This window comes from Pseudescherichia vulneris NBRC 102420 (assembly GCF_000759795.1).
GTDB classification, from domain to species: Bacteria; Pseudomonadota; Gammaproteobacteria; order Enterobacterales; family Enterobacteriaceae; genus Pseudescherichia; species Pseudescherichia vulneris.
The window spans coordinates 165,412-187,769 of record NZ_BBMZ01000013.1 but is presented as its reverse complement, the minus strand read 5'-3'; the positions used below and the strand labels follow the sequence as shown (position 1 = coordinate 187,769).

Sequence of the window (22,358 nt, the reverse complement as noted above, 5' to 3'; positions counted from 1 at the left end):
TTGCCTCACAGCTTATTTCGCGCTTCCGCCCAGCACGGTCTGGGGTTCCCACTTACCGTTCACCACTTTGTAGACGGTAAAGGATGGATTTTTCAGGTTGCCCTGCTCGTCAAAGGCAATATTGCCGGTCACGCCCGTGTAGCTGATGGCGCGCAGGGCAGGCAGATAGTCACCGGCGTCAACGGAGTCGGCTTTCTGCATCGCGGCGATCAGCACCCGGGTGGCGTCATAGGCAAACGGCGCATGCAGTTCGATATGGGTATGGTATTTAGACTGGTAGGCCTGCTCGAACGCTTTCCCGCCCGGCATCTTCTCTACCGGCAGACCCGGCTCCAGGGCCACCACGCCCTCGCCCTCTTTCTGCGCCAGGCTCAGGAAGGTCTGGCTCACGAAGCCGCCCGCGCCCATCAGCGTGGCCTTCATGCCCAGCTGCTTGAGACGACGCGCCAGCGGAGCCGCCTGGCTATCCACGCCGCCGAAGAAGACCAGATCGGCATTTTTGCTGCGGATGGCGGTCAGCACGGCGTTGAAATCTACGGTCTTCTCATCAACGTACTGGCGGTCAACCGGCTTGATGCCCTGCGCTTCCAGCGACTTGATAAACTCGTCGGCCAGCCCCTGACCAAAGGCGGTACGGTCATCGATCACCGCGATGCGCTTCGCCTTCAGCGTCTGCACGGCATATTTTGCCGCGTAGTCACCGCCGTCATCGTCATGCCCCATGACGCGGAAGCTGGTGTCAAAGCCCTGCTGGGTATAGGCATGACCGGTGGCGACCGGAGCAACTTGGGCGATGCCCGCATCGTGATAGATACGCGCAGCCGGAATGCTGGTCCCGGTGTTCCAGTGACCGACCACCCCTGCCACTTCGCTGTCCACCAGGCGCTGGGCCACGGCAACGGCGGTACGCGGGTCGGACTGATCGTCCTCGGATTGCAGCTTAAAGGTCACCGCCTTGCCGCCAATCGTCGGGTGGGTTTTATTCACGTCATCGATGGCGAGCTGCGCGCCGTTCTCCAGATCCTTACCGATACGCGCCGACGGGCCGGTCAGCGGGCCAGCCAGACCGATAATCACGGTGTCATCGGCCTGGGCCGGGTTTACAACTGCTCCGCCGAGGGCGGTGAGCGCGATCGTGGCGCTCAGCACTTTATGTTTCATGGTTTTCATTATTGTTTCCCTGATGTTGGTGGTGTTTTAAACGGCAACTTCGCCTAAATAAATTTCCTGAATTCGGTTGTCGGCCAGCAGCGCGGCAGAGTCGCCGTGATGGGCGATAGATCCGCTGTCCATCACCCACGCGCGATGGGTGACCTCCAGCGCCAGCCGGGCGTTCTGCTCGATCAGCAGCAGCGTGACGCCCGCATCGCGCAGAGCGGCAATCTCTTTAAAAATGGTTTCAACCATGATCGGGGCCAGCCCCATCGACGGCTCGTCGAGGATCAGCAGGCGCGGCTGGCTGAGGAGCGCCCGGCCCAGAGCCAGCAGCTGCTGTTCGCCGCCGGAGAGCAGCCCGGCCAGCTGATCTTTGCGTTCACCGAGGCGCGGAAAACGTTCATACAGCTGAGCCATCTCCTGCTTCACCGCCTGGCGTCCCTTGCGTTGCCAGGCACCCATCAGCAGGTTCTCTTCTACCGTCATGCGGGTGAAGATGCCTCGCCCCTCGGGCACAAGGACAATACCGTCACGCAGCAGATCCTGCGGGGCACGGCGGTGAATCGATTTTCCGCGCCAGAGGATCTCTCCGCCGTAGGGTTGCAGCCCGGCGATGGCCCGTACGGTAGAGCTTTTGCCTGCGCCGTTGGCTCCCAGCAGCGTGCCCTGCTCACCTTCGTTAAGGCTGAATTCGATGCCGCGTACCGCCTTGATCCCGCCGTAGTGCACGGAGAGGTTGCGCACCTGCAAAATAGGTTCAGACATGGGCGTTTCCTCCCAGATAGGCGCGGATCACATCCGGATGACGACGTACCGCCTCCGGTTCTCCTTCGGCAATCACCTTGCCGTAGTCCAGCACGCTGATGCGGTCGCAGAGGCTCATAATCAGCTTCACGTCATGCTCAATAATCAAAATGGTTTTGCCATCGTCACGAATACGGCGCAGCAGCTCGCCGAGGGCGACTTTCTCCGCCGCGTTCATGCCTGCCGCAGGCTCGTCGAGGGCCAGCAGCTTAGGATCGGTTGCCAGGGCGCGGGCAATCTCAAGACGGCGCTGGTGGCCGTAGGCGAGATCGCTGGCGCGGTAGTGGGCAAACTGGGCGATGCCGGTGTACTCCAGCCAGTACCAGGCCTGGCGCTCGGTCTCCGCCTCCTCCTCTCTCGCCCGCTTATGGCGGGTGATGGCAGCCCACAGACCGTTGCGGGTGCGGACGTGACGACCGATCATCACGTTCTCCAGCACGCTCATGTCGTTAAACAGGCGTAGGTTCTGGAAGGTGCGGGCGATGCCTGCCTGGGTCACTTTCTCAATCGCCTTTGGCGAGTAAGGTTTGTCGGCCAGGCTAAACTCGCCGCTGTCAGCGGTGTAGAGGCCGGTGATCAGGTTGAAGCAGGTCGTTTTGCCTGCGCCGTTGGGGCCAATCAGGCCGTAAATCTCCCCCGCCTTGACCGACAGGCTGACGTCGTTCACCGCCACCAGGCCGCCGAAGCGTTTATTAAGATGACGGATCGTTAACAGGCTCATGCTTTTGCCCCCGCGTGTTTAGCGGGCCAGACGCCGCCCGGACGGAAAATCATCACCAGCACCAGCGCCAGGCCGTAGAAGAGCTGACGCAGGATCTCCGGATCCACCAGCACGGTGCCGAACAGCGCCTCCTGCACCGGCACGGCCTGGCTGCGCAGCAGCTCCGGCAGCGCCGAGAGCATCACCGCCCCGAGGATCACCCCCGGCACGTGGCCAATGCCCCCAAGCACCACCATCGCCAGCACCACGATGGACTCCTGCAACGTAAAGGATTCGGGGGAGACGAAGCCCTGGAACGAGGCAAACATCACCCCGGCGACGCCGCCAAAGGAAGCGCCCATCGCGAAAGCCAGCAGCTTAAAGTTACGTACGTTGATGCCCATCGCCCGGGCCACGTCCTCATCCTCGCGGATGGCGTGCCAGGCCCGGCCCACCCTGGAGCGTTGCAGACGGATACAGATAAAGACGATCGCTACAATCAGCGTGGCAAAGAGGTAGTACCAGAGATAGAGCGCGGGAATTTTCACCCCCAGCAGGTGGTAAACGCCGCGGAACTCCAGGCCAAACAGGCTCAGGGAGTCGATGCCCGAGATCCCCTTCGCACCGTTGGTGATGTTGACCGGACGGTCGAGGTTACGCATCAGAATGCGGATAATCTCCCCGAAGCCGAGAGTCACAATCGCCAGATAGTCCCCACGCAGGCGCAGGGTCGGCGCGCCCAGCAGGATGCCGCAGATCCCGGCAATTAGGGCTGCCAGCGGGATCAGCACCCCATAAGAGACGTGCAGCCCGTCGCTGAAGTAGCCCTGCAATATCGGGAAGGCATCAAGCAGGTGCGGGGAAGCCAGCAGCGCCGCAAGATAAGCCCCGACAGCGTAGAAAGCGATAAAGCCCATATCCAGCAGGCCGGTAAAGCCGACCACAATGTTAAGGCCCAGGGCGAGCATGATGTAGAGCAGGGTAAAGTCGATCACCCGCACCCAGTAGTTGCCGCCAGCGGCAGAGGCCAGCCACGGAGCGAGCAGCAGCCCGGCCACCAGCAGAATGATGCCGAGGTTAAGACGCGGTGCGCTGCGTTCGGAGGTTAAAATAGTCATAGGATCCTCAGGCACGCTGTGCAACACGCTCGCCCAACAGGCCAGCAGGACGGAAAACCAGCACCAGGATCAGCACGATAAACGCCAGAATATCCTGATAGTTACTGCTGAACGCGCCGCCGGTGAGATCGCCCAGGTAGCCAGCGCCCAGCGCCTCAATCAGCCCGAGCAGGATGCCGCCCAGCATGGCACCGCGAATGTTGCCGATGCCCCCCAGCACGGCGGCGGTAAAAGCTTTGATGCCCGGCAGGAAGCCCATCGAGAAGCTGGCGCTGCCGTAGTTGCTGGCCATCATTACCCCCGCCAGGGCGGCAAACGCACCGCCGATAGCGAAGGTCAGGATAATAATCCGGTTAGGTGAGACGCCCATCAGGCTGGCAACCTGCGGGTTTTCCGCCACGGCGCGCATCCCGCGCCCCAGACGGCTGTACTCCACCAGCAGCCACAGGCCAAGCATCACCAGGAAGGTGACGGCCAGGGTTACTATGCCGGTCACGGTGATAATCGCGGGCGGATGCTCGGCGCTGCCCGCGGTGATCTCAATGGGATCCATGGGCAGGATCTGGGGAAACATCAGCGGGTTACGGCTCCAGATCAGCATGGCTACGGTTTGCAGCAGCACCGAGATGCCGATCCCGCTGATCAGCGGAGCCAGCCGGGGCGCATTGCGCAGGCGCCGATAGGCAAAACGCTCTACCGCCATCGCCAGCAGCGCGCAGACGACCATCGCCGCCATCAGGGCAAGGGTCAGCTGCACCAGCAGATTCATGCCGGGGAACCACTGGGAGAGAAGATTGATCCCTGAAAGGGTGGTCAGCGCGCCGACCATTAAGATGTCACCGTGGGCAAAGTTGATGATGCGCAGAATGCCATACACCATGGTATAGCCGAGGGCAATCAGGCCGTAGATGCTGCCCAGCATCATGCCGTTGATCAATTGCTGAATAAGTGTGTCCACAATACGTGCCTGCTGAGAATTTTTTCAGCGTAAGCATCCAACAATTGAATTTAATTTTGAAATACGGATATATTCTTTCTTATTATAAAAGCGTATTTTACTAAGCTACTGATATTAAATTATAAAATAAAAACGATTTTTGGGAATCAGGCAGGGTTTGCTTCAACATATGAAAAAAACAGAAGAGTTAGGCGAAAGCGGGCTGCCGGACGATCCGCCCCTCCGCGCGGTGCGGGTCTTTGAGGCTATCGCCCGGCTGGGCAGCGTCTCCGCCGCGGCCGCGGAGCTGAACGTCTCTCCCTCGGCGGTTAGCCACCAGCTTAAGGTGCTGGAGAGCTTTCTACAGCTTCCCCTGACCCACCGTCAGGGACGCCATCTGGTGCTCAGCAGCGAGGGGCGCGAGTATTACCGCTCGATACGCGCGGCCTTTAGCGTGCTGCGCCAGGCCACCGGCCAGCTGTTTGAGCAGGGTCGCTCACGTCAGGTAACAATCAGCCTGATCCCGCTCTTCGGGATGGGCTGGTTTATTCCCCGCCTGCCGCGCTTCCTCCAGGCCCACGCCCAGATGGAGATCAACGTGGTCTACGCCAACCATCGCAACTATCTGAGCGACGCCTCGGATATGTCGATCCGCTTTGGTAACGGGCAGTGGGTGGGCTATCGCAGCGAGAAGCTGATCTCCGGGCGTATGATCCCGGTATGCAGCCGGGAGTTTATCCGCCTGCATGGCTACATTGAGACCCCCACGCAGCTGGCGCAGATGCCACTCCTGCATGACGAAGAGCGCGCCACCTGGACGCAGTGGTTTAGCGAGCAGCAGGTGAAGCGGGTGCGTCGGGACGGAGCGATGTTTGAGGATGGGCTCCTGACCCTGGCCGCCGTGCAGGCCGGGCTGGGCTGCGCCCTGATGCGCGAGCCGATGATCCTGCCCTATCTGCAAACCGGCGAGCTGGTGAAGATCTTCGACTTGCCCATCGACGACGGGCGTGACTACTACCTCTGCGTGCGCCAGGACGTGGAGATGACCCACGAAGGCAAGCTGCTCCAGCAGTGGCTGCGTGAGGAAGCCGGGAGATAGTCTAAACTTAAGTCATACTTCTCACTTAGGAGAGCGCTATGGCTTCAGGTTGGGCAAACGACGGTGCCGTTCAGGATCAGATCGACAGCACCATTGACGATGCGGTAGCCCGCGCGCGCCGCGAACTACCGAAGGGTGAGAGCCTGCACGAGTGTGATGAGTGTGGGGCAACGATCCCCGAAGCGCGCCGCAAGGCGATCCCGGGCGTACGGCTGTGCGTAGCGTGCCAGCAGAAGAAAGATTTGAAAAACGCCTCGTTTTCAGGATATAACCGTAGGGGTTCGAAAGACAGCCAGCTTCGTTGACCACCGAAGGGGGGTTAGCCCAGGGCAAGCGGTTGCTATCTGCATCACAAAAAGCGGGCATTAGAGTGGCATTTTGTGCCGCTAACACGGCGGCACAACCACAGTACGCTTTCACTTGAATAATTCTTGTTAAAAATCATTCATTTTCAATATATTAACGATCGTTCAAAATTTTAGATGAAGGTCGTCAATTCTATTCGATTTAATCTCTCGCGAAATACTGTGATACTTATCGCATCGACGGAACATCGTCCCCCATACAGAATAAACTGCGAGAATCGAACCATGAAAACCATTAAATATGCTGTTGCTGCTCTTGCACTGACTACCCTCTCCTTCGGCGCATTCGCTGCCCAGCCGGTAACCGCTGAGCAGGCGCAGAGCATGCACAAAATGGGCGTTGTGACCGCGCAGGGCGCGACGACGCTGGATGGCCTGGAAGCCCAGCTGGCTGAGAAAGCCGCTGCCGCAGGCGCAAAAGGCTATAGCATCACCTCTGCTAACGCCTACAACAAAATGAGCGGTACTGCGGTTATCTATCAGTAATCACCTTACCGTATCTACCCCGCAGGCTCATCACTGGCGGGTTGTATTACCCCTCATTATTACTGCATTAACCCTGTTTGTTGTTACCCTTGTTGCCCGTCCGGTTTGGACGGGCTTTTTTTTGCCCGCTGTTTATCAAAAAGAGCTCGCTACCCGGGCCAGACCCTCTTCCAGGGTTTCCACTTGCCCCGTTGCCACAAAGCAGCAGGCGATCTGACGCTTCAGCGATTCCGGCACCGGCTCGCTGCCGACCAGGCAACGCTCCGTCCAGCGGGCGGTGACCTCGGGATCTTTGCTGGCGGGCAGCACAGCCTGCGCCGCGGTTTCGTCCTGCCGTTCGCTTAAGACGCGCGTGCCCTGGGCATCAATCAGCGTGAGCTGCGGGCAGCGCTGGGGATTGGCATACACCTCCCCTTCCGTACCGTGCATCAGCAGCCCGCGCCCGCCGATATCACCAAAGAACTTCGCGACCCGCGTAACGTATTCAGGATGGGAGACGCTGGAGAGACGCAGGGCGGCATCTTCCGCAAAGGGCGTTGCCAGCTTGGCCAGGGTGTGGGCGCTGTTACGCACCCCCATGCGCCAGCGCATATCCAGCTGTTTCTCCAGCGGCGGGCAGAGCGCGCTAACGGGCACATACACCGGGTTACGCCCCTCCAGCTTGGCCTGCGCCTGACCAGCGGTCAGGGTCGGCTCAATGCCAAGCAGGGTAAAAATGGTTTCCGAGATCACGCGGTCACGATCTTCGCTCACGCCGTGCACCAGCACTGGGAAACCCAGCCGCTGAAGCAGCATCGCCAGCAGCGGGGTCAGGTTCGCCTGCCTGCGCGCGCCGTTATAGGTGGGAATGACGATGGGCATCGGCTTCGCCACCGGCGGCGTCAGACGCATGGTCTGGGTCTGCATCGCCTCGTAGAAGCCCAGCATCTCCGCCTCGCCCTCGCCTTTAATGCGCAGGGCGATCAGGATCCCGCCCATCTCCAGATCCGCGACCTCGCCGTTCAGCATGTGGGTGTATAACGCGCGTGCGGTATCAAAATCCAGATCGCGGGCGTGATTTTTACCGCGCCCAACCTCTTTGATGATTTGGCGGAAATCCATAGCTAACTCCTTGCGTCACAGGTGATGGTCAGCGTCGCCGACGACGATTCTGTTTTGGTTTACTTTTTACTATAACGTCAGGCACGTCCGGTTGGGAAATAGGAAAAACAGGCAGGGCGTCAAGCAGCCGTTTTCCATAGCCTTTCGAGAGCAGCCGTCGGTCGTAGATCACCACTTCACCCCGGCAGCTGTGGCTACGGATCAGCCGTCCCACCTGCTGGATAAGGTTAAAGGAGGCGCTCGGCAGGCTCTGCACCTCAAACGGGTAGCGATTGAGGCTTTTAAGCCACTCGCCTTCGGTGATCACCACTGGGCTGTCGATAGGCGGAAACGCAATCTTGTGGATGTGCACCTGGGTCAGGTAGTCCCCTTTGAGATCCAGCCCCTCGGCAAACGACTGGAGCCCCACCAGCACGCTGCGTCCGCCCTCGTCGATGCGCTTGCGGTGCAGCTCCACAAGCCGGTAGCGGGGCTGATCCCCCTGCACCAGCAGCATCAGGCGCAGATCGGTCACAAAGGTTAGAAAGAGCTGCATCGCGCGGTTGCTGGCAAACAGCACCAGCATGCCGGGGTGCTCTTTTTTCTCGACCTGCTCGCGGAAGTAGGCCGCCATCTCGGCGATGTGCTTCTCTTCGTGCTCCATCAGCGGCTCGTAGCGCATCTGCGGGATCACAAGCCTGCCCTGCTCAATGTGGTTAAAGGGCGAGTCGAGGGACACGAAGCGATCCCCGGCTTTCTCCTTCAGGCCGCTCATCTCCTGTAAACGGGAGAAGCTGTTCAGGGAGCGTAAGGTGGCCGAGGTGACGACAATATGCGGCACGCTGCGCCACAGCAGCTTCTCCAGCTGATCGCTAACGCGAATGCCAACGCAGTGGAAGAAGAGATGCATCTGCCCTTCAACCAGCTCACGGGTGGCCCACTTGGTCACCGGCGCGCCCGACGCCTGGGCCATCGAGGCCAGCCGCCACAGCTTGCTCTGGCTCTCGAACATGCCCAGGGCGCGGTTCATCTGCAAAATAACCCGGTGCAGGCGGACGATATCGTGCTGGCCGGTCTTTTCACTGAGATCGTTTAGGAACAGCTCAGCCAGCCCGCGCAGCATCTCGGTCAGCTTCGCCAGCCGCAGGCAGATCTCCATCACCTCGTCAGGCAGCTCGCCCATGGCAAAGCGGTGCTCTGCCTCGGTACCGGCGGGCATATAGAGCCCGAGAATGGCATTCAGCGAGGCGATAAGCTCATACAGCTCCTCGCAGTGGGCGTTGAGCCGCTCCGGCAGCGCCAGCGGCGGCGTGGTCTTCGGACGAAATTGCTCCATGCAGGTCGCCACCAGCTTGGTAAAGAGATCGAGCTGGAGTCGATACCAGGGGGCGGTGATCTCGGCGCTCATCTCCAGCGCGTCGCGGGCGACGTCCGGCAGATGGTGGCCCTCATCCAGCACCAGCAGCAGGTTCTTTGGCTCCGGCAGCACCGCTTCGGACTCCATTGCCGCCATGACTAAGGCGTGGTTAGCCACCACCACCTCGACCTCCTGCACCTCCCGGCGGGCGACAAAAAACGGGCACTCGCGGTAGTAGTGGCAGTTACGGTTCAGGCAGCTGGCCTTATCGGTGCTGAGCCGCCGCCACAGGTTATCCTCGATGTTCTGATCGGTATGATCGCGCAGGCCGTCCCAGCGGTAGCTGTCGAGATCGGCCTTGAGTTTGGCGCAGCGCTGCTGCTCCTCTTTGCTGTTCGGCGTCAGCTCGTCGTCGAGGAAGGCCAGCAGATCCTGCTGGGTGGCCTCGCTGCTGGCAAGGGCCGTCAGGTTGCGCGGACAGACGTAGCGCCCGCGGCCAAAGGCGGCGGTAAAACGCAGATCGGGGATGATCTTCTTCAGCAGAGGCAGATCTTTGCTGAAGATCTGATCCTGCAACGCCACGTTGGCGGTGCTGATCACCAGCGTCTTCTGCTCTTCGCGGGCGATGGCGATGCCGGGAATAAGATAGGAGAGGGTCTTGCCGACGCCGGTGGGCGCCTCAATGGCCAGATGCCGCCCCTCTTCCCCAGCCAGGGTTTTGGCGACGTCAGCGATCATCTGCCGCTGCGGTGCGCGCGGAATAAAGTCGGGGATCTGTTGCTGTAGCGCCTTATACCAGGCGGCAATCTGCGCTTTCAGCGCGGCGGAAAGAGCCATCGGGAGACCTGAAATACTGTATAAACAGCCACTATTGTCTCACGATCGTCGGCATGCCGCAAAAGAAAAGCCCGGCTTTGCGGCCGGGCTTCAGGATTATTACTGCGATGCCGCTGGCTTGCGCGGACGGCGACGGCGCGCCTGCTCCCCGGCGGGTTTCGCATCGCCACTGCGGCGCGGCTGGCTTGATTTCGGCGCGCCGCCTTCGCTGCGACCTTCGCTACGGCGCGGCTGCTGCTGGCCACGACCACCGCCCTGCCCGCGTCCACCACCGCCGCCGCCGCCACGCTGCTGGCGACCGTTTTGGATCGGCTCAGCTTTGATAGAGGCGTCCGGCTCATAGCCCGGCAGGGCAATGCGTGGGATCTCTTTTTTCAGCAGGCGCTCAATGTCGCGCAGCAGCTTGTGCTCGTCGACACAGACCAGCGACAGCGCTTCGCCGGTAGCCGCGGCACGACCGGTACGACCGATGCGGTGCACGTAGTCTTCCGGCACGTTCGGCAGCTCGTAGTTAACGACGTGCGGCAGCTCTTCAATATCCAGGCCACGGGCAGCAATATCGGTCGCCACCAGCACGCGGATGTCGCCGGATTTGAAATCGTCCAGCGCCCGGGTACGTGCGCCCTGGCTCTTGTTACCGTGGATCGCGGCGCTGCGGATACCGTCTTTATTCAGCTGCTCTGCCAGGTGGTTGGCACCGTGCTTGGTGCGGGTAAAGACCAGCACCTGCTGCCAGTTGCCCTCGCCGATCATCTGCGACAGCAGCTCCCGCTTGCGTTTCTTATCAACGAAGTGCACATGCTGAGTAACCTGCTCGGAGGCGGTGTTGCGACGCGCCACTTCGATCTCCAGCGGATTATGCAGCAGCTTCTCCGCCAGGGTTTTGATCTCATCCGAGAAGGTCGCGGAGAAGAGCAGGTTCTGACGCTTGGCCGGCAGCTTCGCCAGCACGCGGCGAATATCGTGGATAAAGCCCATGTCAAGCATGCGGTCCGCTTCGTCCAGCACCAGGATCTCAATGCCGTCGAGCTTAACGGCGTTCTGGTGCTCCAGATCCAGCAGACGGCCTGGGGTAGCGACCAGCACGTCAACGCCGCCGCGCAGCTTCATCATCTGTGGATTAATGCTCACGCCACCGAAAACCACCAGCGAACGCACGTTGAGGTACTGACTGTACTCCCGCACGTTCTCACCCACCTGGGCCGCCAGCTCGCGGGTTGGGGTGAGGATCAGCGCCCGCACCGGGCGACGGCCTTTGGCATGGGGTTCGCTGGAAATAAGACGCTGCAACAGAGGCAGGGTAAAGCCAGCGGTTTTACCGGTACCGGTCTGGGCGCTGGCCATCAGGTCGCGCCCCTGCAGCACGGCGGGGATCGCCTGCTGCTGGATAGGGGTAGGTTCGCGGTAGCCCTGCTCGGCAACGGCGCGCAGGATCTCAGGGTCTAAACCCAGTGCTTCAAAAGACATAACAACTCCGAACCGCCCCGACCGTTTCAGGTGTAGTTTTCAGGGAGATAGGTAACGAAACAGATGACAAAAACCACAGTGTCATGAAGAGGCGCAGTGTAGCAGCTTTTGTGATGTGGCGCATAAAATATCCCGCGTCCATTCATTAACAAAATAATTCTCCGCCTGCGTAGACATGCTCAAAAAACCGACATAATATTAATCAATCGATTGATTAATTTTTTGCGACGCTATGAATACTATCCCGACCACAACAAAAGGTGAAAACGCGAAGCGTCAGCTGATTGCCGCCGCCCTGGCCCAGTTTGGTGAATACGGCCTGCACGCTACGACCCGCGATATCGCCGCGCAGGCTGGGCAGAACATCGCGGCAATCCCCTACTACTTTGGATCGAAAGAGGATCTCTATCTCGCCTGCGCCGACTGGATCGCCGACTTTATCGGTAGCCAGTTTCAGCCGCTGGTGGAGGCCGCCGCCGCGCTGCTTAGCGCCCCCGAGCCGGATCGGGACGCCATCCGCCAGCTGATCCTTAACGCCTGCGGCAATATGATCCAGCTCCTGACCCAGGACGATACGCTGAGCCTGAGCAAATTTATCTCTCGGGAACAGCTCTCCCCCACCGCGGCCTATCAGCGCGTTCACGATCGGGTCATCGCGCCAATGCATACCCACCTGACCGAGCTTATCGCCGCCTATACCGGCCGCGATCCCGCGGATACGCAGACTATTTTGCATACCCATGCCCTGCTGGGCGAGGTGCTGGCCTTCCGTCTGGGCCGGGAGACCATTTTGCTCCGCACCGGCTGGACAGAGTTTGATGAGAATAGCGTCGCGCAGATTAATGAGGTTATCGCCTGCCATCTTGATCTGATCCTGCTTGGCCTAACGCAAAGGAGCCTGAAGCCATGAAAAAACCCGTCATCGCCCTGCTGGCGGTGGTTGTTGTCATCGCTGCTGCCGTCGGCGGCTGGCTGTGGTATCAGAGCCAGCAGGATCGTGGCTTGACCCTCTACGGCAACGTCGATATCCGCACGGTCAATATGAGCTTTCGCGTCGGCGGTCGCCTGGCCTCCCTTGCCGTTGACGAGGGGGATGCGATTAAAGCCGGTCAGGTATTGGGAACACTGGACAAAGCGCCCTATGAAAATGCGCTGATGCAGGCCAACGCCAGCGTCGCCGTCGCCCAGGCGCAGTACGACCTGATGCAGGCGGGCTATCGCGACGAGGAGATCGCCCAGACCGAGGCGGCGGTACGGCAGGCCAAAGCCGCTTACGACTACGCGCAGAACTTCTACGCTCGCCAACAGGGGCTGTGGAAAAGCCGCACCATTTCCGCCAACGATCTGGAAAACGCCCGCTCGTCCCGGGATCAGGCCCGAGCGACGCTGAAATCCGCCGAGGATAAGCTGAGCCAGTACCGCACCGGCAATCGCCCGCAGGATATCGCCCAGGCGAAGGCCAGCCTCGAACAGGCTCAGGCCCAGCTGGCCCAGGCCGAACTGGATCTGCATGATACGACCCTGGTCGCCCCCGCCGACGGCACGCTGATGACCCGCGCCGTAGAGCCAGGCAGCATGCTCAATGCGGGCAGCACCGTGCTGACTCTGTCGCTGACCCGCCCGGTATGGGTGCGTGCCTATATAGATGAACCTAATCTGGGCCGGGCGAAACCCGGCAGCGAACTGCTGCTCTATACCGATGGTCGCCCAGACAGGCCGTATCACGGCAAGGTAGGCTTCGTCTCCCCCACCGCCGAGTTCACGCCGAAAACCGTCGAAACGCCGGATCTGCGTACCGATCTGGTCTATCGCCTGCGCATCATTGTGACTGACGCCGATGACGCCCTACGCCAGGGGATGCCGATCACCGTCCGGTTTAACGATGGACAGCATAATGAGTGACACGGCGATCCGGCTTAATGGCCTGGTAAAACGCTTTGCCGACATGGACAAGCCCGCCGTCGCGCCCCTCACCTGTACCATCCAAAGCGGGTACGTAACCGGACTGGTCGGCCCTGACGGGGCGGGTAAAACCACGCTGATGCGCATGCTTGCCGGGCTGCTCAAGCCTGACGCGGGCTCCGCCAGCGTGCTGGGCCTCGATCCCATAAAAGACGATCGCGCTCTGCACGCCTCGCTGGGCTATATGCCGCAGAAGTTTGGCCTGTACGAGGATCTGACGGTGATGGAGAACCTGACCCTGTATGCCGATTTGCGCAGCGTGGTGGGTGACACGCGGCAGAAAACCTTCGCCCGGCTGCTGGAGTTTACCGCCCTCGGCCCCTTTACCAACCGGCTGGCGGGCAAGCTCTCCGGCGGGATGAAGCAGAAGCTGGGCCTGGCCTGTACCCTGGTGGGCGAACCGAAAGTGCTGTTATTGGATGAACCCGGCGTCGGCGTCGATCCGATCTCCCGCCGCGAGCTGTGGCAGATGGTGCACGAACTGGCGGGCGAAGGGATGCTGATCCTCTGGAGCACCTCCTATCTTGATGAAGCCGAGCAGTGCCGCGACGTGCTGCTGCTCAACGAAGGGGAGCTGCTGTATCAGGGCCAGCCCACGACGCTGACCCAGAGCATGGCCGGGCGCAGCTTTCTGCTGCACAGCCCGCAGGAATCCAACCGCAGGCTGCTGCGGCGGGTGCTGCGGCTGCCCCAGGTGAGCGACGGCATGATCCAGGGTCGCTCGGTGCGCCTGATCCTCAAGAAAGAGGCCAGCGCAGAGGATATTCGCCGCGCGGAGGGGATGCCGGAGATTGAGATAGCCGAAACCACGCCGCGCTTTGAGGATGCGTTTATCGACCTGCTTGGCGGGGCAGGAACGCAGGAGTCGCCTCTCGGCGCGATCCTGCATACCGTGGAGGGATCGCCGGAGGAGACGGTGATTGAGGCAAAATCGCTGACCAAAAAATTTGGTGACTTTGCGGCGACCGATAACGTCGACTTTGCCGTGAAGCGCGGAGAGATCTTCGGCCTGCTGGGGCCAAACGGTGCAGGCAAATCTACCACCTTTAAGATGATGTGCGGCCTGCTGGTTCCCACCGCTGGCAAGGCGCTGGTGCTGGGCATGGATCTGAAGGTCAGCTCTGGCAAAGCCCGCCAGCGGCTGGGCTATATGGCGCAGAAGTTCTCTCTCTACGGCAACCTCACCGTGGAGCAGAACCTGCGCTTCTTCTCCGGGGTCTACGGCCTGCGCGGGCGGGCGCAGAACGAGAAGATCGCCCGCATGAGCGAGGCCTTCAGCCTGACCAGCATCGCCTCCCACGCCACCGACGCCCTGCCGCTGGGCTTCAAGCAGCGGCTGGCGTTGGCCTGCTCGCTGATGCACGAGCCGGACATCCTGTTTCTTGACGAGCCAACGTCTGGCGTCGATCCCCTCACCCGCCGCGAGTTCTGGCTGCATATCAACAGCATGGTAGAGAAAGGCGTCACCGTGATGGTCACCACCCACTTTATGGATGAGGCGGAGTATTGCGACCGCATCGGGCTGGTCTATCGCGGGAAGCTGATCGCCCACGGCACGCCGGACGATCTGAAAGCCCAGGCCGCAGACACTGAACAGGCGGACCCGACCATGGAGCAGGCGTTTATTCGGCTGATCAACAGCTGGGATAAGGAGCATGCCAATGAGCACTAACGCAGTGTCATGGCGGCGAGTCCGCGCCCTCTGCATCAAAGAGACGCGGCAGATCGTACGCGACCCCAGCAGCTGGCTGATTGCCGTGCTGATCCCTCTCCTGCTGCTTTTTATCTTTGGCTACGGCATTAATCTCGACTCCAGCCGTCTGCGGGTGGGGATCCTGCTGGAGCAGCGCAGCGAAGAGGCGCTGGACTTCGCCCACGCCATGACCGGTTCGCCCTATATCGATGCCACCATCAGCGACAGCCGTCAGGAATTGATTGCCAAAATGCAGGCCGGACGCATACGCGGCATGGTGGTGATCCCGGTGGATTTCGCCGCCAACATGGCGCACCCCGGCGTTGATGCGCCCATTCAGGTGATTACCGACGGCAGCGAGCCGAACACCGCTAACTTCGTACAGGGCTACGCGGAGGGGATCTGGCAGCTGTGGCAGATGCAGCGGGCGGAGGATCGGGGCGAAACCTTTGAGCCGCTGATCGACGTCCAGACCCGCTACTGGTTTAACCCTGCCGCCATCAGCCAGCACTTTATTATCCCCGGCGCGGTGACCATCATCATGACGGTGATCGGGGCCATCCTGACCTCGCTGGTGATCGCTCGCGAGTGGGAGCGCGGCACCATGGAGGCCCTGCTCTCGACAGAGGTGACCCGCGTCGAGCTGCTGCTCTGCAAGCTGATCCCCTACTACTTCCTCGGCATGCTGGCGATGCTGCTCTGCATGCTGGTCTCGGTGTTTATCCTCGGCGTGCCCTACCGCGGCTCGCTGATCCTGCTGTTTTTTATCAGCAGCCTGTTTTTGCTCAGCACCCTGGGGATGGGGCTGCTTATCTCCACCGTGACCCGCAACCAGTTTAACGCCGCGCAGGTGGCGCTCAATGCGGCGTTTCTGCCGTCGATTATGCTGTCGGGCTTTATCTTTCAGATCGACAGCATGCCGGCGGTGATCCGCGCGGTGACGTGGATTATTCCGGCCCGCTATTTCGTTAGCACCCTGCAAAGCCTGTTTCTGGCGGGCAATATCCCGGTGGTGCTGATTGTAAATACGCTGTTTTTGCTGGCGTCAGCGGTGATGTTTATCGGCCTGACGTGGCTGAAAACCAAACGGCGATTGGATTGATGCTTATGCCGATGTGGTTACCTTGTAGGCCCGGTAAGCGTAGCGCCACCGGGCGTGTATCTGTTGACTCCGTCATGCCGGGCGGCACTGCGTTTGCCCGGCCTACAGGATGCATGGTGCGGTTGTAGGCCCGGTAAGCGAAGCGCCACCGGGCGTGTATCTGTTGACTCCGTCATGCCGGGCGGCACTGCGTTTGCCCGACCTACAGGATGCATGGTGCGGTTGTAGGCCCGGTAAGCGTAGCGCCACCGGGCGTTTATCTGTTGACTCCGTCATGCCGGGCGGCACTGCGTTTGCCCGACCTACAGGATGCATCTGCGAAAAAAGAGGATAACACTATGTTTCACCGCTTATGGACGCTGATTCGCAAAGAGCTGCAATCCCTGCTGCGGGAGCCGCAGACGCGGGCAATCCTGATTGTGCCGGTGCTGATCCAGGTGCTGCTGTTTCCCTTTGCCGCCACCCTGGAGGTGACCAACGCCACTATCGCCATCTATAGCGAAGACAGCGGTAGACATTCGGTGGAGCTGACCCAGCGCTTTGCCCGCGCCAAAGCCTTTACCCATGTCCTGCTGCTACACAGCCCGCAGGAGATCCGGCCCACCCTCGATACGCAAAAGGCGCTGCTGCTGGTGCGCTTCCCGGCGGACTTCTCGCGTAATCTCGATACCTTCCAGCCCGCGCCGATGCAGCTGCTGCTCGACGGGCGTAACTCCAACAGCGCGCAGATTGCCGCCAACTATCTTCAGCAGGTAGTAAAGGACTATCAGCAGGAGCTGATGACGGGAAAAGCGAAGCCCAACAACAGCGAGCTGGTGGTACGTAACTGGTATAACCCCAATCTCGACTATAAGTGGTTTGTGGTGCCGTCGCTGATTGCCATGATCACCACCATCGGCGTGATGATTGTCACCTCGCTGTCGGTGGCCCGCGAGCGGGAACAGGGTACGCTGGATCAGCTGCTGGTTTCGCCCCTCGCCACCTGGCAGATTTTTGTCGGTAAGGCGGTTCCGGCCCTGATTGTCGCCACCTTCCAGGCCAGCATCGTGCTCGGGATAGGTATTTGGGCCTACCAGATCCCCTTCGCCGGATCGCTGCTGCTCTTCTATTTCACCATGCTGATCTACGGGCTGTCGCTGGTGGGCTTTGGCCTGCTGATCTCCGCGCTGTGCGCTACGCAGCAGCAGGCGTTTATCGGCGTGTTTGTCTTTATGATGCCGGCGATCCTGCTCTCCGGCTACGTATCGCCGGTGGAGAATATGCCGGTCTGGCTACAGCATCTGACGTGGATTAACCCGATTCGCCACTTTACCGATATCACCAAGCAGATCTATCTCAAGGACGCGAGTCTGGATATTGTCTGGGGAAGCCTGTGGCCGCTGCTGGTTATTGCGGCCACGACGGGATCAGTGGCCTATGCGATGTTCAGGCGGAACGTTGCGTAGCGTCTTATCTTTGGTCAGCAGGGAGAGCACCGCTGGCCCGGCAAGGATCGCCACCCCTACCGGCGCGAGCAGCAGATCGTTGTGCAGCACGCGGGAGAGCAGCCACAGGGCAATGATAGAGGTACCGAAATACCAGGAGGTGGTCAGCTCCTCAAGAAAATCGCCTACCTCACGCCAGCGCCCGTCATGATGACGTTGCAGAGCCAGCATCAGCAGCACCGTGACGCCGTAAACTACGCACAGGCTCAAGCCGACGCGCACCAGCGCCCCACTCATCCAGCCCATTACCAGCGCCGCCACGACGATGAAATGCGACACAATCTGCCAGCAACCGAGGCCGGTTGCGACACGAATACGCTGTTGCCACTTCATGGATTTTCTCCTGAAGAATTTTATCTGTTATTGAGAGTACCGGACTTTACGGAAAAATCCGTAAGGCCGCATCTTTTTGTGACAGATACTACACTTTATTTCCAACAGGACAGCGTCACTGGCGGGATACAAGATGACAGAACAGAATCGGCCATTCTCTTTAAAAGTTCTTACGATTAATACGCACAAGGGTTTCACCGCGTTTAACAAACGCTTTATTTTACCAGAGCTCCGCGACGCGGTTCGTACCGTCGGCGCGGATATCGTCTGTCTGCAAGAGGTGATGGGCGCGCACGAGGTCCATCCGCTGCATGTGGAAAACTGGCCCGATACCACCCACTATGAATTTCTGGCCGATACGATGTGGAGCGACTTCGCTTACGGACGTAACGCCGTCTATCCTGAAGGGCATCACGGCAACGCGGTGCTCTCTCGCTATCCGATAGTGCACTATGAGAACCGCGACGTCTCTGTCGACGGCAGCGAAAAACGCGGCCTGCTCTACTGTCGTATTGTGCCGCCGCAGCTTAACCGCCCTATTCACGTTATCTGCGTCCATCTGGGCTTACGCGAGGCGCATCGCCAGGCCCAGCTCACCATGCTGGCGGAGTGGGTTAACTCCTTCCCAGAAGGGGAGCCGGTGCTGGTGGCGGGCGACTTTAACGACTGGCGGGTCAAAGCAAACTACCCGCTGAAAAAGCAGGCGGGCCTGGAAGAGATCTTTACCCGGGCAAAGGGCCGACCGGCGCGTACGTTTCCGGTCAGCCTGCCGCTGCTGCGTCTTGACCGTATTTACGTTAAGAACGCCAACGCCAGCGCGCCTACGGCGCTGCCGCTGCGTAACTGGCGTCATTTGTCCGATCATGCCCCACTGAGCGCGGAGATACATCTATGAAATGCGGATGGCGAGAAGGAAACCGCATCCAGCTGCTGGAGAACGGTGATGAATACTACCCGGCTGTGTTCAAGGCAATCGATAATGCACAGCGTAAGGTGATCCTGGAAACCTTTATCTGGTTCGAAGATGACGTGGGCCGCAAGCTGCACGCGGTGCTGCTGCGTGCTGCCCAGCGCGGCGTGAATATTGAGGTGCTGCTGGATGGCTACGGCTCGCCCGATCTCAGCGATGAGTTCGTCGGCCAGCTCACCGCCGCTGGCGTGGTGTTCCGCTACTACGATCCGCGCCCGCCGCTGTTAGGGATGCGCACCAACGTGTTCCGCCGGATGCACCGTAAGATTGTGGTGATCGACAGTACCGTGGCCTTTGTTGGCGGTATTAACTACTCCGCCGAGCATATGAGCGACTATGGCCCAGAGGCCAAGCAGGACTACGCCGTGCGGGTTGAAGGCCCGGTGGTTGAGGATATTCTTCAGTTCGAACTGGAGAACCTGCCGGAGCACGCCCAGACCCGCCGCTGGTGGCGGCAGCGCCGTCGTCACCAGGCACCGGATAACCGCAAGCCCGGCGAGGCCCAGGCGCTGTTTGTCTGGCGCGATAATGACGATCATGCGGATGACATTGAGCGCCACTACCTCAAGATGCTGGCCAATGCTAAACGCGAAGTGATCATTGCCAACGCCTACTTCTTCCCCGGCTATCGCCTGCTGCATGCGATGCGCAATGCTGCCCGCCGTGGCGTAACGGTTAAACTGATTGTTCAGGGCGAGCCGGACATGCCCATAGTTACCGTGGGTGCGCGCCTGCTCTACAACTACCTGGTGAAGGGCGGCGTGCAGGTGTATGAGTACCGTCGCCGTCCGCTGCACGGCAAGGTGGCAGTGATGGACGATCACTGGGCCACCGTCGGCTCCAGCAACCTCGATCCCCTCAGCCTGTCGCTTAATCTGGAGGCCAACCTGATTATTCATGACCGTGCCTTTAACCAGACCCTGCGCGATAACCTGAACGGCATTTTGCAGAACGACTGCGTGCGGGTTGATGAAACTATGGTGCCAAAACGCACCTGGTGGAACCTGGCAAAAAGCGTGGTGGTGTTCCACTTCCTGCGAAAATTCCCGGCCATGGTGGGCTGGCTGCCTGCCCATACGCCTAAGCTTTCACTGGTAAAGCCTCCGGTTCAGCCGGAAATGGAGACGCAGGATCGCGTCGATACGGAAAGCAGAGAGGTTAATCCCTGATGAGCAAATCACATCCGCGCTGGCGGCTGGCAAAAAAAATCCTGACCTGGGTCTTCTTTATTGCCGTAACGGTGCTGCTGGTGGTGTATGCCCGCACGGTGGACTGGGGCGACGTGTGGAACGTAATCCGCAACTACAACCGCACGCCGCTGCTGATCTCCGTTGCGCTGGTAGTGGTAAGCTACCTGCTCTACGGCTGCTATGACCTGCTGGCCCGCGCCTACTGCGGGCACAAGCTGGCGGCGCGCCAGGTGATGCTGGTGTCGTTTGTCTGCTACGCCTTTAACCTGACCCTCAGCACCTGGGTGGGCGGGATTGGCATGCGCTATCGCCTCTACTCGCGCCTCGGCCTGCCCAGCAGCACTATCACCCGTATTTTCTCGTTGAGCATTACCACCAACTGGCTGGGCTACATCCTGCTGGGCGGGATCATCTTCTCCTTCGGCATCGTAGAGCTGCCCTCACACTGGTACATCGACGAGGGCACGCTGCGTATCGTTGGCGTTGTGCTACTGCTGATGATCGCCGCCTACCTCTGGTTCTGCGCCTTTGCCAAACGTCGGCATATGACCGTGAAGGGCCAGAAGCTGGTGCTGCCATCGTTTAAATTTGCCGTCGCGCAGATGGTGATCTCCAGCGCTAACTGGATGGCGATGGGGGCGATTATCTGGCTGCTGCTGGGCCAGGAGGTGAACTACTTCTTCGTGCTGGGCGTGCTGCTGGTGAGCAGTATTGCCGGGGTCATTATCCATATCCCGGCGGGGATTGGCGTGCTGGAGGCGGTGTTTATCGCTCTGCTGGCCGGGGAGCACGTCTCTCACGGCAAGATCATCGCCGCCCTGCTTGCCTATCGCATGCTCTACTACTTCCTGCCGCTGATGCTGGCGCTGGTGTGCTATCTGGTGCTGGAGAGTCGGGCGAAAAAGCTGCGGGCAAAGAACGAAGAGGCAATGCAGAAATAGAGCAACGTAAACCCCGGTGGCGTTACGCTTACCGGGGCTACAAATGCTAATGCAAACTGATGTTAACGACGGTTGCCGAAAATCCGCAGCAGCATCAGGAACAGGTTGATAAAGTCCAGATAGAGCGTCAGCGCACCGAGGATGGCATATTTACGCAGGTTGCCGCTGTCGTTCACGTCGATCTGCTCGCCGATACGCTTGAGCTTCTGCGTGTCATAGGCCGTCAGGCCAACGAAGACAATCACCCCGATATAGGTCACTATCCACATCAGCGTCTCGCTCTTCAGCCAGAAGTTGACCAGCGAGGCCAGCACAATACCAATCAGCGCCATAAACAGCATATTGCCGAAGCCGCTCAGGTCGCGCTTGGTGGTGTAGCCGTAGAGGCTCATGGCACCGAACATACCGCCGGTCACCACAAAGGTGCTGGCGATGGATGAGTAGGTGTAGACCACAAAGATACTGGCGAGGGTCAGGCCGGTCAGCGCCGAATAGAGCATAAACAGCGTGGTCGCCATCGCCGCGCTAAGCTTGTGCACCAGCCCGGAGAGGACAAACACCAGCGCCAGCTGGGCGATAATCAGGCCAAAGAAGGTGATTTTGCTGGAGAAGACAAACATCATCACCGCGGGGGTGTTGGCTGCGAACCAGGCGATAAACGCCGTCAGAAACAGCCCGCAGGTCATCCAGCCGTAGACCTGGGCCATGTAGGTTTGCAGCCCGCTGCGGGCCTGGACAATTGAATCGGATCGTGGGAATCGGTCCATGATTAACTCCTGTTAAGTGAACACGCTTCTAAGGGTAACACATCCGGGGAAAAGCGGCTTACCAGCGCTTCGCCGCCTGCTGGTCGCTCTCCCGCGCCTCGACCCACCGATCGCCCTCCTCCGTCGCCTCTCGCTTCCAGAAGGGGGCGCGGGTCTTCAGGTAGTCCATAATATACTCCCCGGCGGCAAAAGCACTCCCGCGATGCACGCTGGTGACGCCGACGAAGACAATCTCATCCCCCGGCCACAGCTCGCCGATACGGTGGACCACCGTGATGCGGCCCAGCGGCCAGCGATCGCGGGCCTGCTGAACAATATCCGCCAGCGTTTTTTCGGTCATGCCTGGGTAGTGCTCCAGCGTCAGGGCGCGCACGCTGTCGCCGAGATTGTGGTTACGCACCTTGCCGGTGAAGGTCACCACCGCCCCATCTTCATCGCGTTCCGCCAGCCAGGTGTACTCCTCGCCGACGCTAAAGGGATCGTGACCTACGCGAATGCGCGTCTCGCTCAT

The 22,358-nt window shown here is 60.1% G+C and carries 22 protein-coding genes; 11 read left to right on the top strand and 11 right to left on the bottom strand.

All coding sequences use genetic code 11. The features are described 5' to 3' along the window. Positions 1-12: 12 nt before the first annotated feature. Genes EV102420_RS12735 through EV102420_RS12715 form a run of 5 tightly spaced genes read right to left on the bottom strand, consistent with a single transcriptional unit; the run spans position 13 to position 4,735 of the window. Entirely contained in the window at positions 13-1,170 is a 1,158-nt protein-coding gene (locus EV102420_RS12735; RefSeq protein WP_042392285.1) for a branched-chain amino acid ABC transporter substrate-binding protein, read from the bottom strand. 27 nt (positions 1,171-1,197) lie between these two features. After that, positions 1,198-1,920, bottom strand: coding sequence for an ABC transporter ATP-binding protein (locus EV102420_RS12730; protein ID WP_042392284.1), 723 nt, complete (start codon positions 1,918-1,920; stop codon positions 1,198-1,200). Continuing rightward, positions 1,913-2,680: an ABC transporter ATP-binding protein gene (locus EV102420_RS12725; RefSeq protein ID WP_042392282.1), complete on the bottom strand. Its 768-nt coding sequence runs from the start codon at positions 2,678-2,680 to the stop codon at positions 1,913-1,915. Before EV102420_RS12725 ends, EV102420_RS12730 begins: the two co-directional genes overlap by 8 nt. Further along, on the bottom strand, positions 2,677-3,777 hold the full coding sequence (locus EV102420_RS12720) for an ABC transporter permease subunit (protein WP_042392281.1): 1,101 nt from the start codon (positions 3,775-3,777) through the stop codon (positions 2,677-2,679). The genes EV102420_RS12725 and EV102420_RS12720 overlap by 4 nt, the downstream gene beginning before the upstream one ends. 7 nt (positions 3,778-3,784) lie before the next feature. Beyond that, the gene (locus tag EV102420_RS12715) at positions 3,785-4,735 is read right to left on the bottom strand and encodes a branched-chain amino acid ABC transporter permease (protein ID WP_042392280.1); all 951 of its coding nucleotides are present in this window, start codon (positions 4,733-4,735) and stop codon (positions 3,785-3,787) included. 169 nt (positions 4,736-4,904) lie between these two features. Here EV102420_RS12715 and EV102420_RS12710 point away from each other — a divergent pair, with 169 nt between their 5' ends. The 3 genes from EV102420_RS12710 (at position 4,905) to ybiJ (ending at position 6,664) form a co-directional block, all read left to right on the top strand. Further along, on the top strand, positions 4,905-5,813 hold the full coding sequence (locus EV102420_RS12710) for a LysR substrate-binding domain-containing protein (RefSeq protein WP_042392279.1): 909 nt from the start codon (positions 4,905-4,907) through the stop codon (positions 5,811-5,813). 38 nt (positions 5,814-5,851) lie between these two features. After that, the gene (locus EV102420_RS12705) at positions 5,852-6,118 is read left to right on the top strand and encodes a DksA/TraR family C4-type zinc finger protein (RefSeq protein ID WP_042392278.1); all 267 of its coding nucleotides are present in this window, start codon (positions 5,852-5,854) and stop codon (positions 6,116-6,118) included. Positions 6,119-6,403: 285 nt separating this feature from the next. Next, positions 6,404-6,664, top strand: coding sequence for a DUF1471 family protein YbiJ (gene ybiJ / locus EV102420_RS12700; RefSeq protein WP_042392277.1), 261 nt, complete (start codon positions 6,404-6,406; stop codon positions 6,662-6,664). A 135-nt stretch (positions 6,665-6,799) separates the two neighbouring features. Here the strand turns inward: ybiJ and ybiB are convergent, their stop codons facing one another. The 3 genes from ybiB to rhlE all read right to left on the bottom strand — a co-directional run bounded on the left by ybiB (position 6,800) and on the right by rhlE (position 11,405). After that, the gene (ybiB, locus tag EV102420_RS12695) at positions 6,800-7,765 is read right to left on the bottom strand and encodes a DNA-binding protein YbiB (RefSeq protein WP_042392276.1); all 966 of its coding nucleotides are present in this window, start codon (positions 7,763-7,765) and stop codon (positions 6,800-6,802) included. A gap of 28 nt (positions 7,766-7,793) precedes the next feature. Next, positions 7,794-9,938, bottom strand: coding sequence for an ATP-dependent DNA helicase DinG (gene dinG / locus EV102420_RS12690; RefSeq protein ID WP_042392275.1), 2,145 nt, complete (start codon positions 9,936-9,938; stop codon positions 7,794-7,796). A gap of 99 nt (positions 9,939-10,037) precedes the next feature. Further along, positions 10,038-11,405, bottom strand: a complete 1,368-nt coding sequence (gene rhlE, locus EV102420_RS12685; RefSeq protein WP_042392274.1) for an ATP-dependent RNA helicase RhlE — start codon at positions 11,403-11,405, stop codon at positions 10,038-10,040. Positions 11,406-11,637: 232 nt separating this feature from the next. Here rhlE and cecR point away from each other — a divergent pair, with 232 nt between their 5' ends. From cecR to EV102420_RS12660, 5 genes are all read left to right on the top strand, one after another. Next, positions 11,638-12,315 carry a transcriptional regulator CecR gene (gene cecR, locus EV102420_RS12680; protein WP_042392273.1) on the top strand — a complete coding sequence of 226 codons (678 nt, stop codon included), beginning with the start codon at positions 11,638-11,640 and terminating at the stop codon, positions 12,313-12,315. Beyond that, positions 12,312-13,307, top strand: a complete 996-nt coding sequence (gene hlyD / locus EV102420_RS12675; RefSeq protein WP_042392272.1) for a secretion protein HlyD — start codon at positions 12,312-12,314, stop codon at positions 13,305-13,307. The genes cecR and hlyD overlap by 4 nt, the downstream gene beginning before the upstream one ends. Then, positions 13,300-15,039, top strand: coding sequence for an ATP-binding cassette domain-containing protein (locus tag EV102420_RS12670; protein ID WP_042392271.1), 1,740 nt, complete (start codon positions 13,300-13,302; stop codon positions 15,037-15,039). The genes hlyD and EV102420_RS12670 overlap by 8 nt, the downstream gene beginning before the upstream one ends. Then, on the top strand, positions 15,029-16,162 hold the full coding sequence (locus EV102420_RS12665) for an ABC transporter permease (RefSeq protein ID WP_042392269.1): 1,134 nt from the start codon (positions 15,029-15,031) through the stop codon (positions 16,160-16,162). The genes EV102420_RS12670 and EV102420_RS12665 overlap by 11 nt, the downstream gene beginning before the upstream one ends. Positions 16,163-16,500: 338 nt before the next feature. Further along, entirely contained in the window at positions 16,501-17,607 is a 1,107-nt protein-coding gene (locus tag EV102420_RS12660; protein WP_042392268.1) for an ABC transporter permease, read from the top strand. On the opposite strand, the gene EV102420_RS12655 is transcribed toward EV102420_RS12660, so the two are convergent. Further along, the gene (locus EV102420_RS12655; protein ID WP_042392266.1) at positions 17,569-17,979 is read right to left on the bottom strand and encodes a YbhQ family protein; all 411 of its coding nucleotides are present in this window, start codon (positions 17,977-17,979) and stop codon (positions 17,569-17,571) included. The genes EV102420_RS12660 and EV102420_RS12655 overlap by 39 nt on opposite strands. A 133-nt stretch (positions 17,980-18,112) precedes the next feature. Between EV102420_RS12655 and EV102420_RS12650 the strand changes: the two genes are divergently transcribed. The 3 genes from EV102420_RS12650 to EV102420_RS12640 are packed head-to-tail and all read left to right on the top strand — an operon-like array spanning position 18,113 to position 21,080. Next, positions 18,113-18,874 carry an endonuclease/exonuclease/phosphatase family protein gene (locus EV102420_RS12650; RefSeq protein WP_042392263.1) on the top strand — a complete coding sequence of 254 codons (762 nt, stop codon included), beginning with the start codon at positions 18,113-18,115 and terminating at the stop codon, positions 18,872-18,874. Continuing rightward, positions 18,871-20,118: a cardiolipin synthase ClsB gene (gene clsB / locus EV102420_RS12645; protein ID WP_042392261.1), complete on the top strand. Its 1,248-nt coding sequence runs from the start codon at positions 18,871-18,873 to the stop codon at positions 20,116-20,118. Before EV102420_RS12650 ends, clsB begins: the two co-directional genes overlap by 4 nt. Further along, positions 20,118-21,080: a lysylphosphatidylglycerol synthase domain-containing protein gene (locus EV102420_RS12640; protein ID WP_042392260.1), complete on the top strand. Its 963-nt coding sequence runs from the start codon at positions 20,118-20,120 to the stop codon at positions 21,078-21,080. The genes clsB and EV102420_RS12640 overlap by 1 nt, the downstream gene beginning before the upstream one ends. 62 nt (positions 21,081-21,142) lie before the next feature. Here the strand turns inward: EV102420_RS12640 and EV102420_RS12635 are convergent, their stop codons facing one another. Next, positions 21,143-21,847 (bottom strand): Bax inhibitor-1/YccA family protein, encoded by a 705-nt coding sequence (locus EV102420_RS12635; protein ID WP_042392258.1) that lies wholly within the window; start codon positions 21,845-21,847, stop codon positions 21,143-21,145. 58 nt (positions 21,848-21,905) lie between these two features. Further along, positions 21,906-22,358: a molybdopterin synthase catalytic subunit MoaE gene (gene moaE / locus EV102420_RS12630; protein ID WP_042392256.1), complete on the bottom strand. Its 453-nt coding sequence runs from the start codon at positions 22,356-22,358 to the stop codon at positions 21,906-21,908.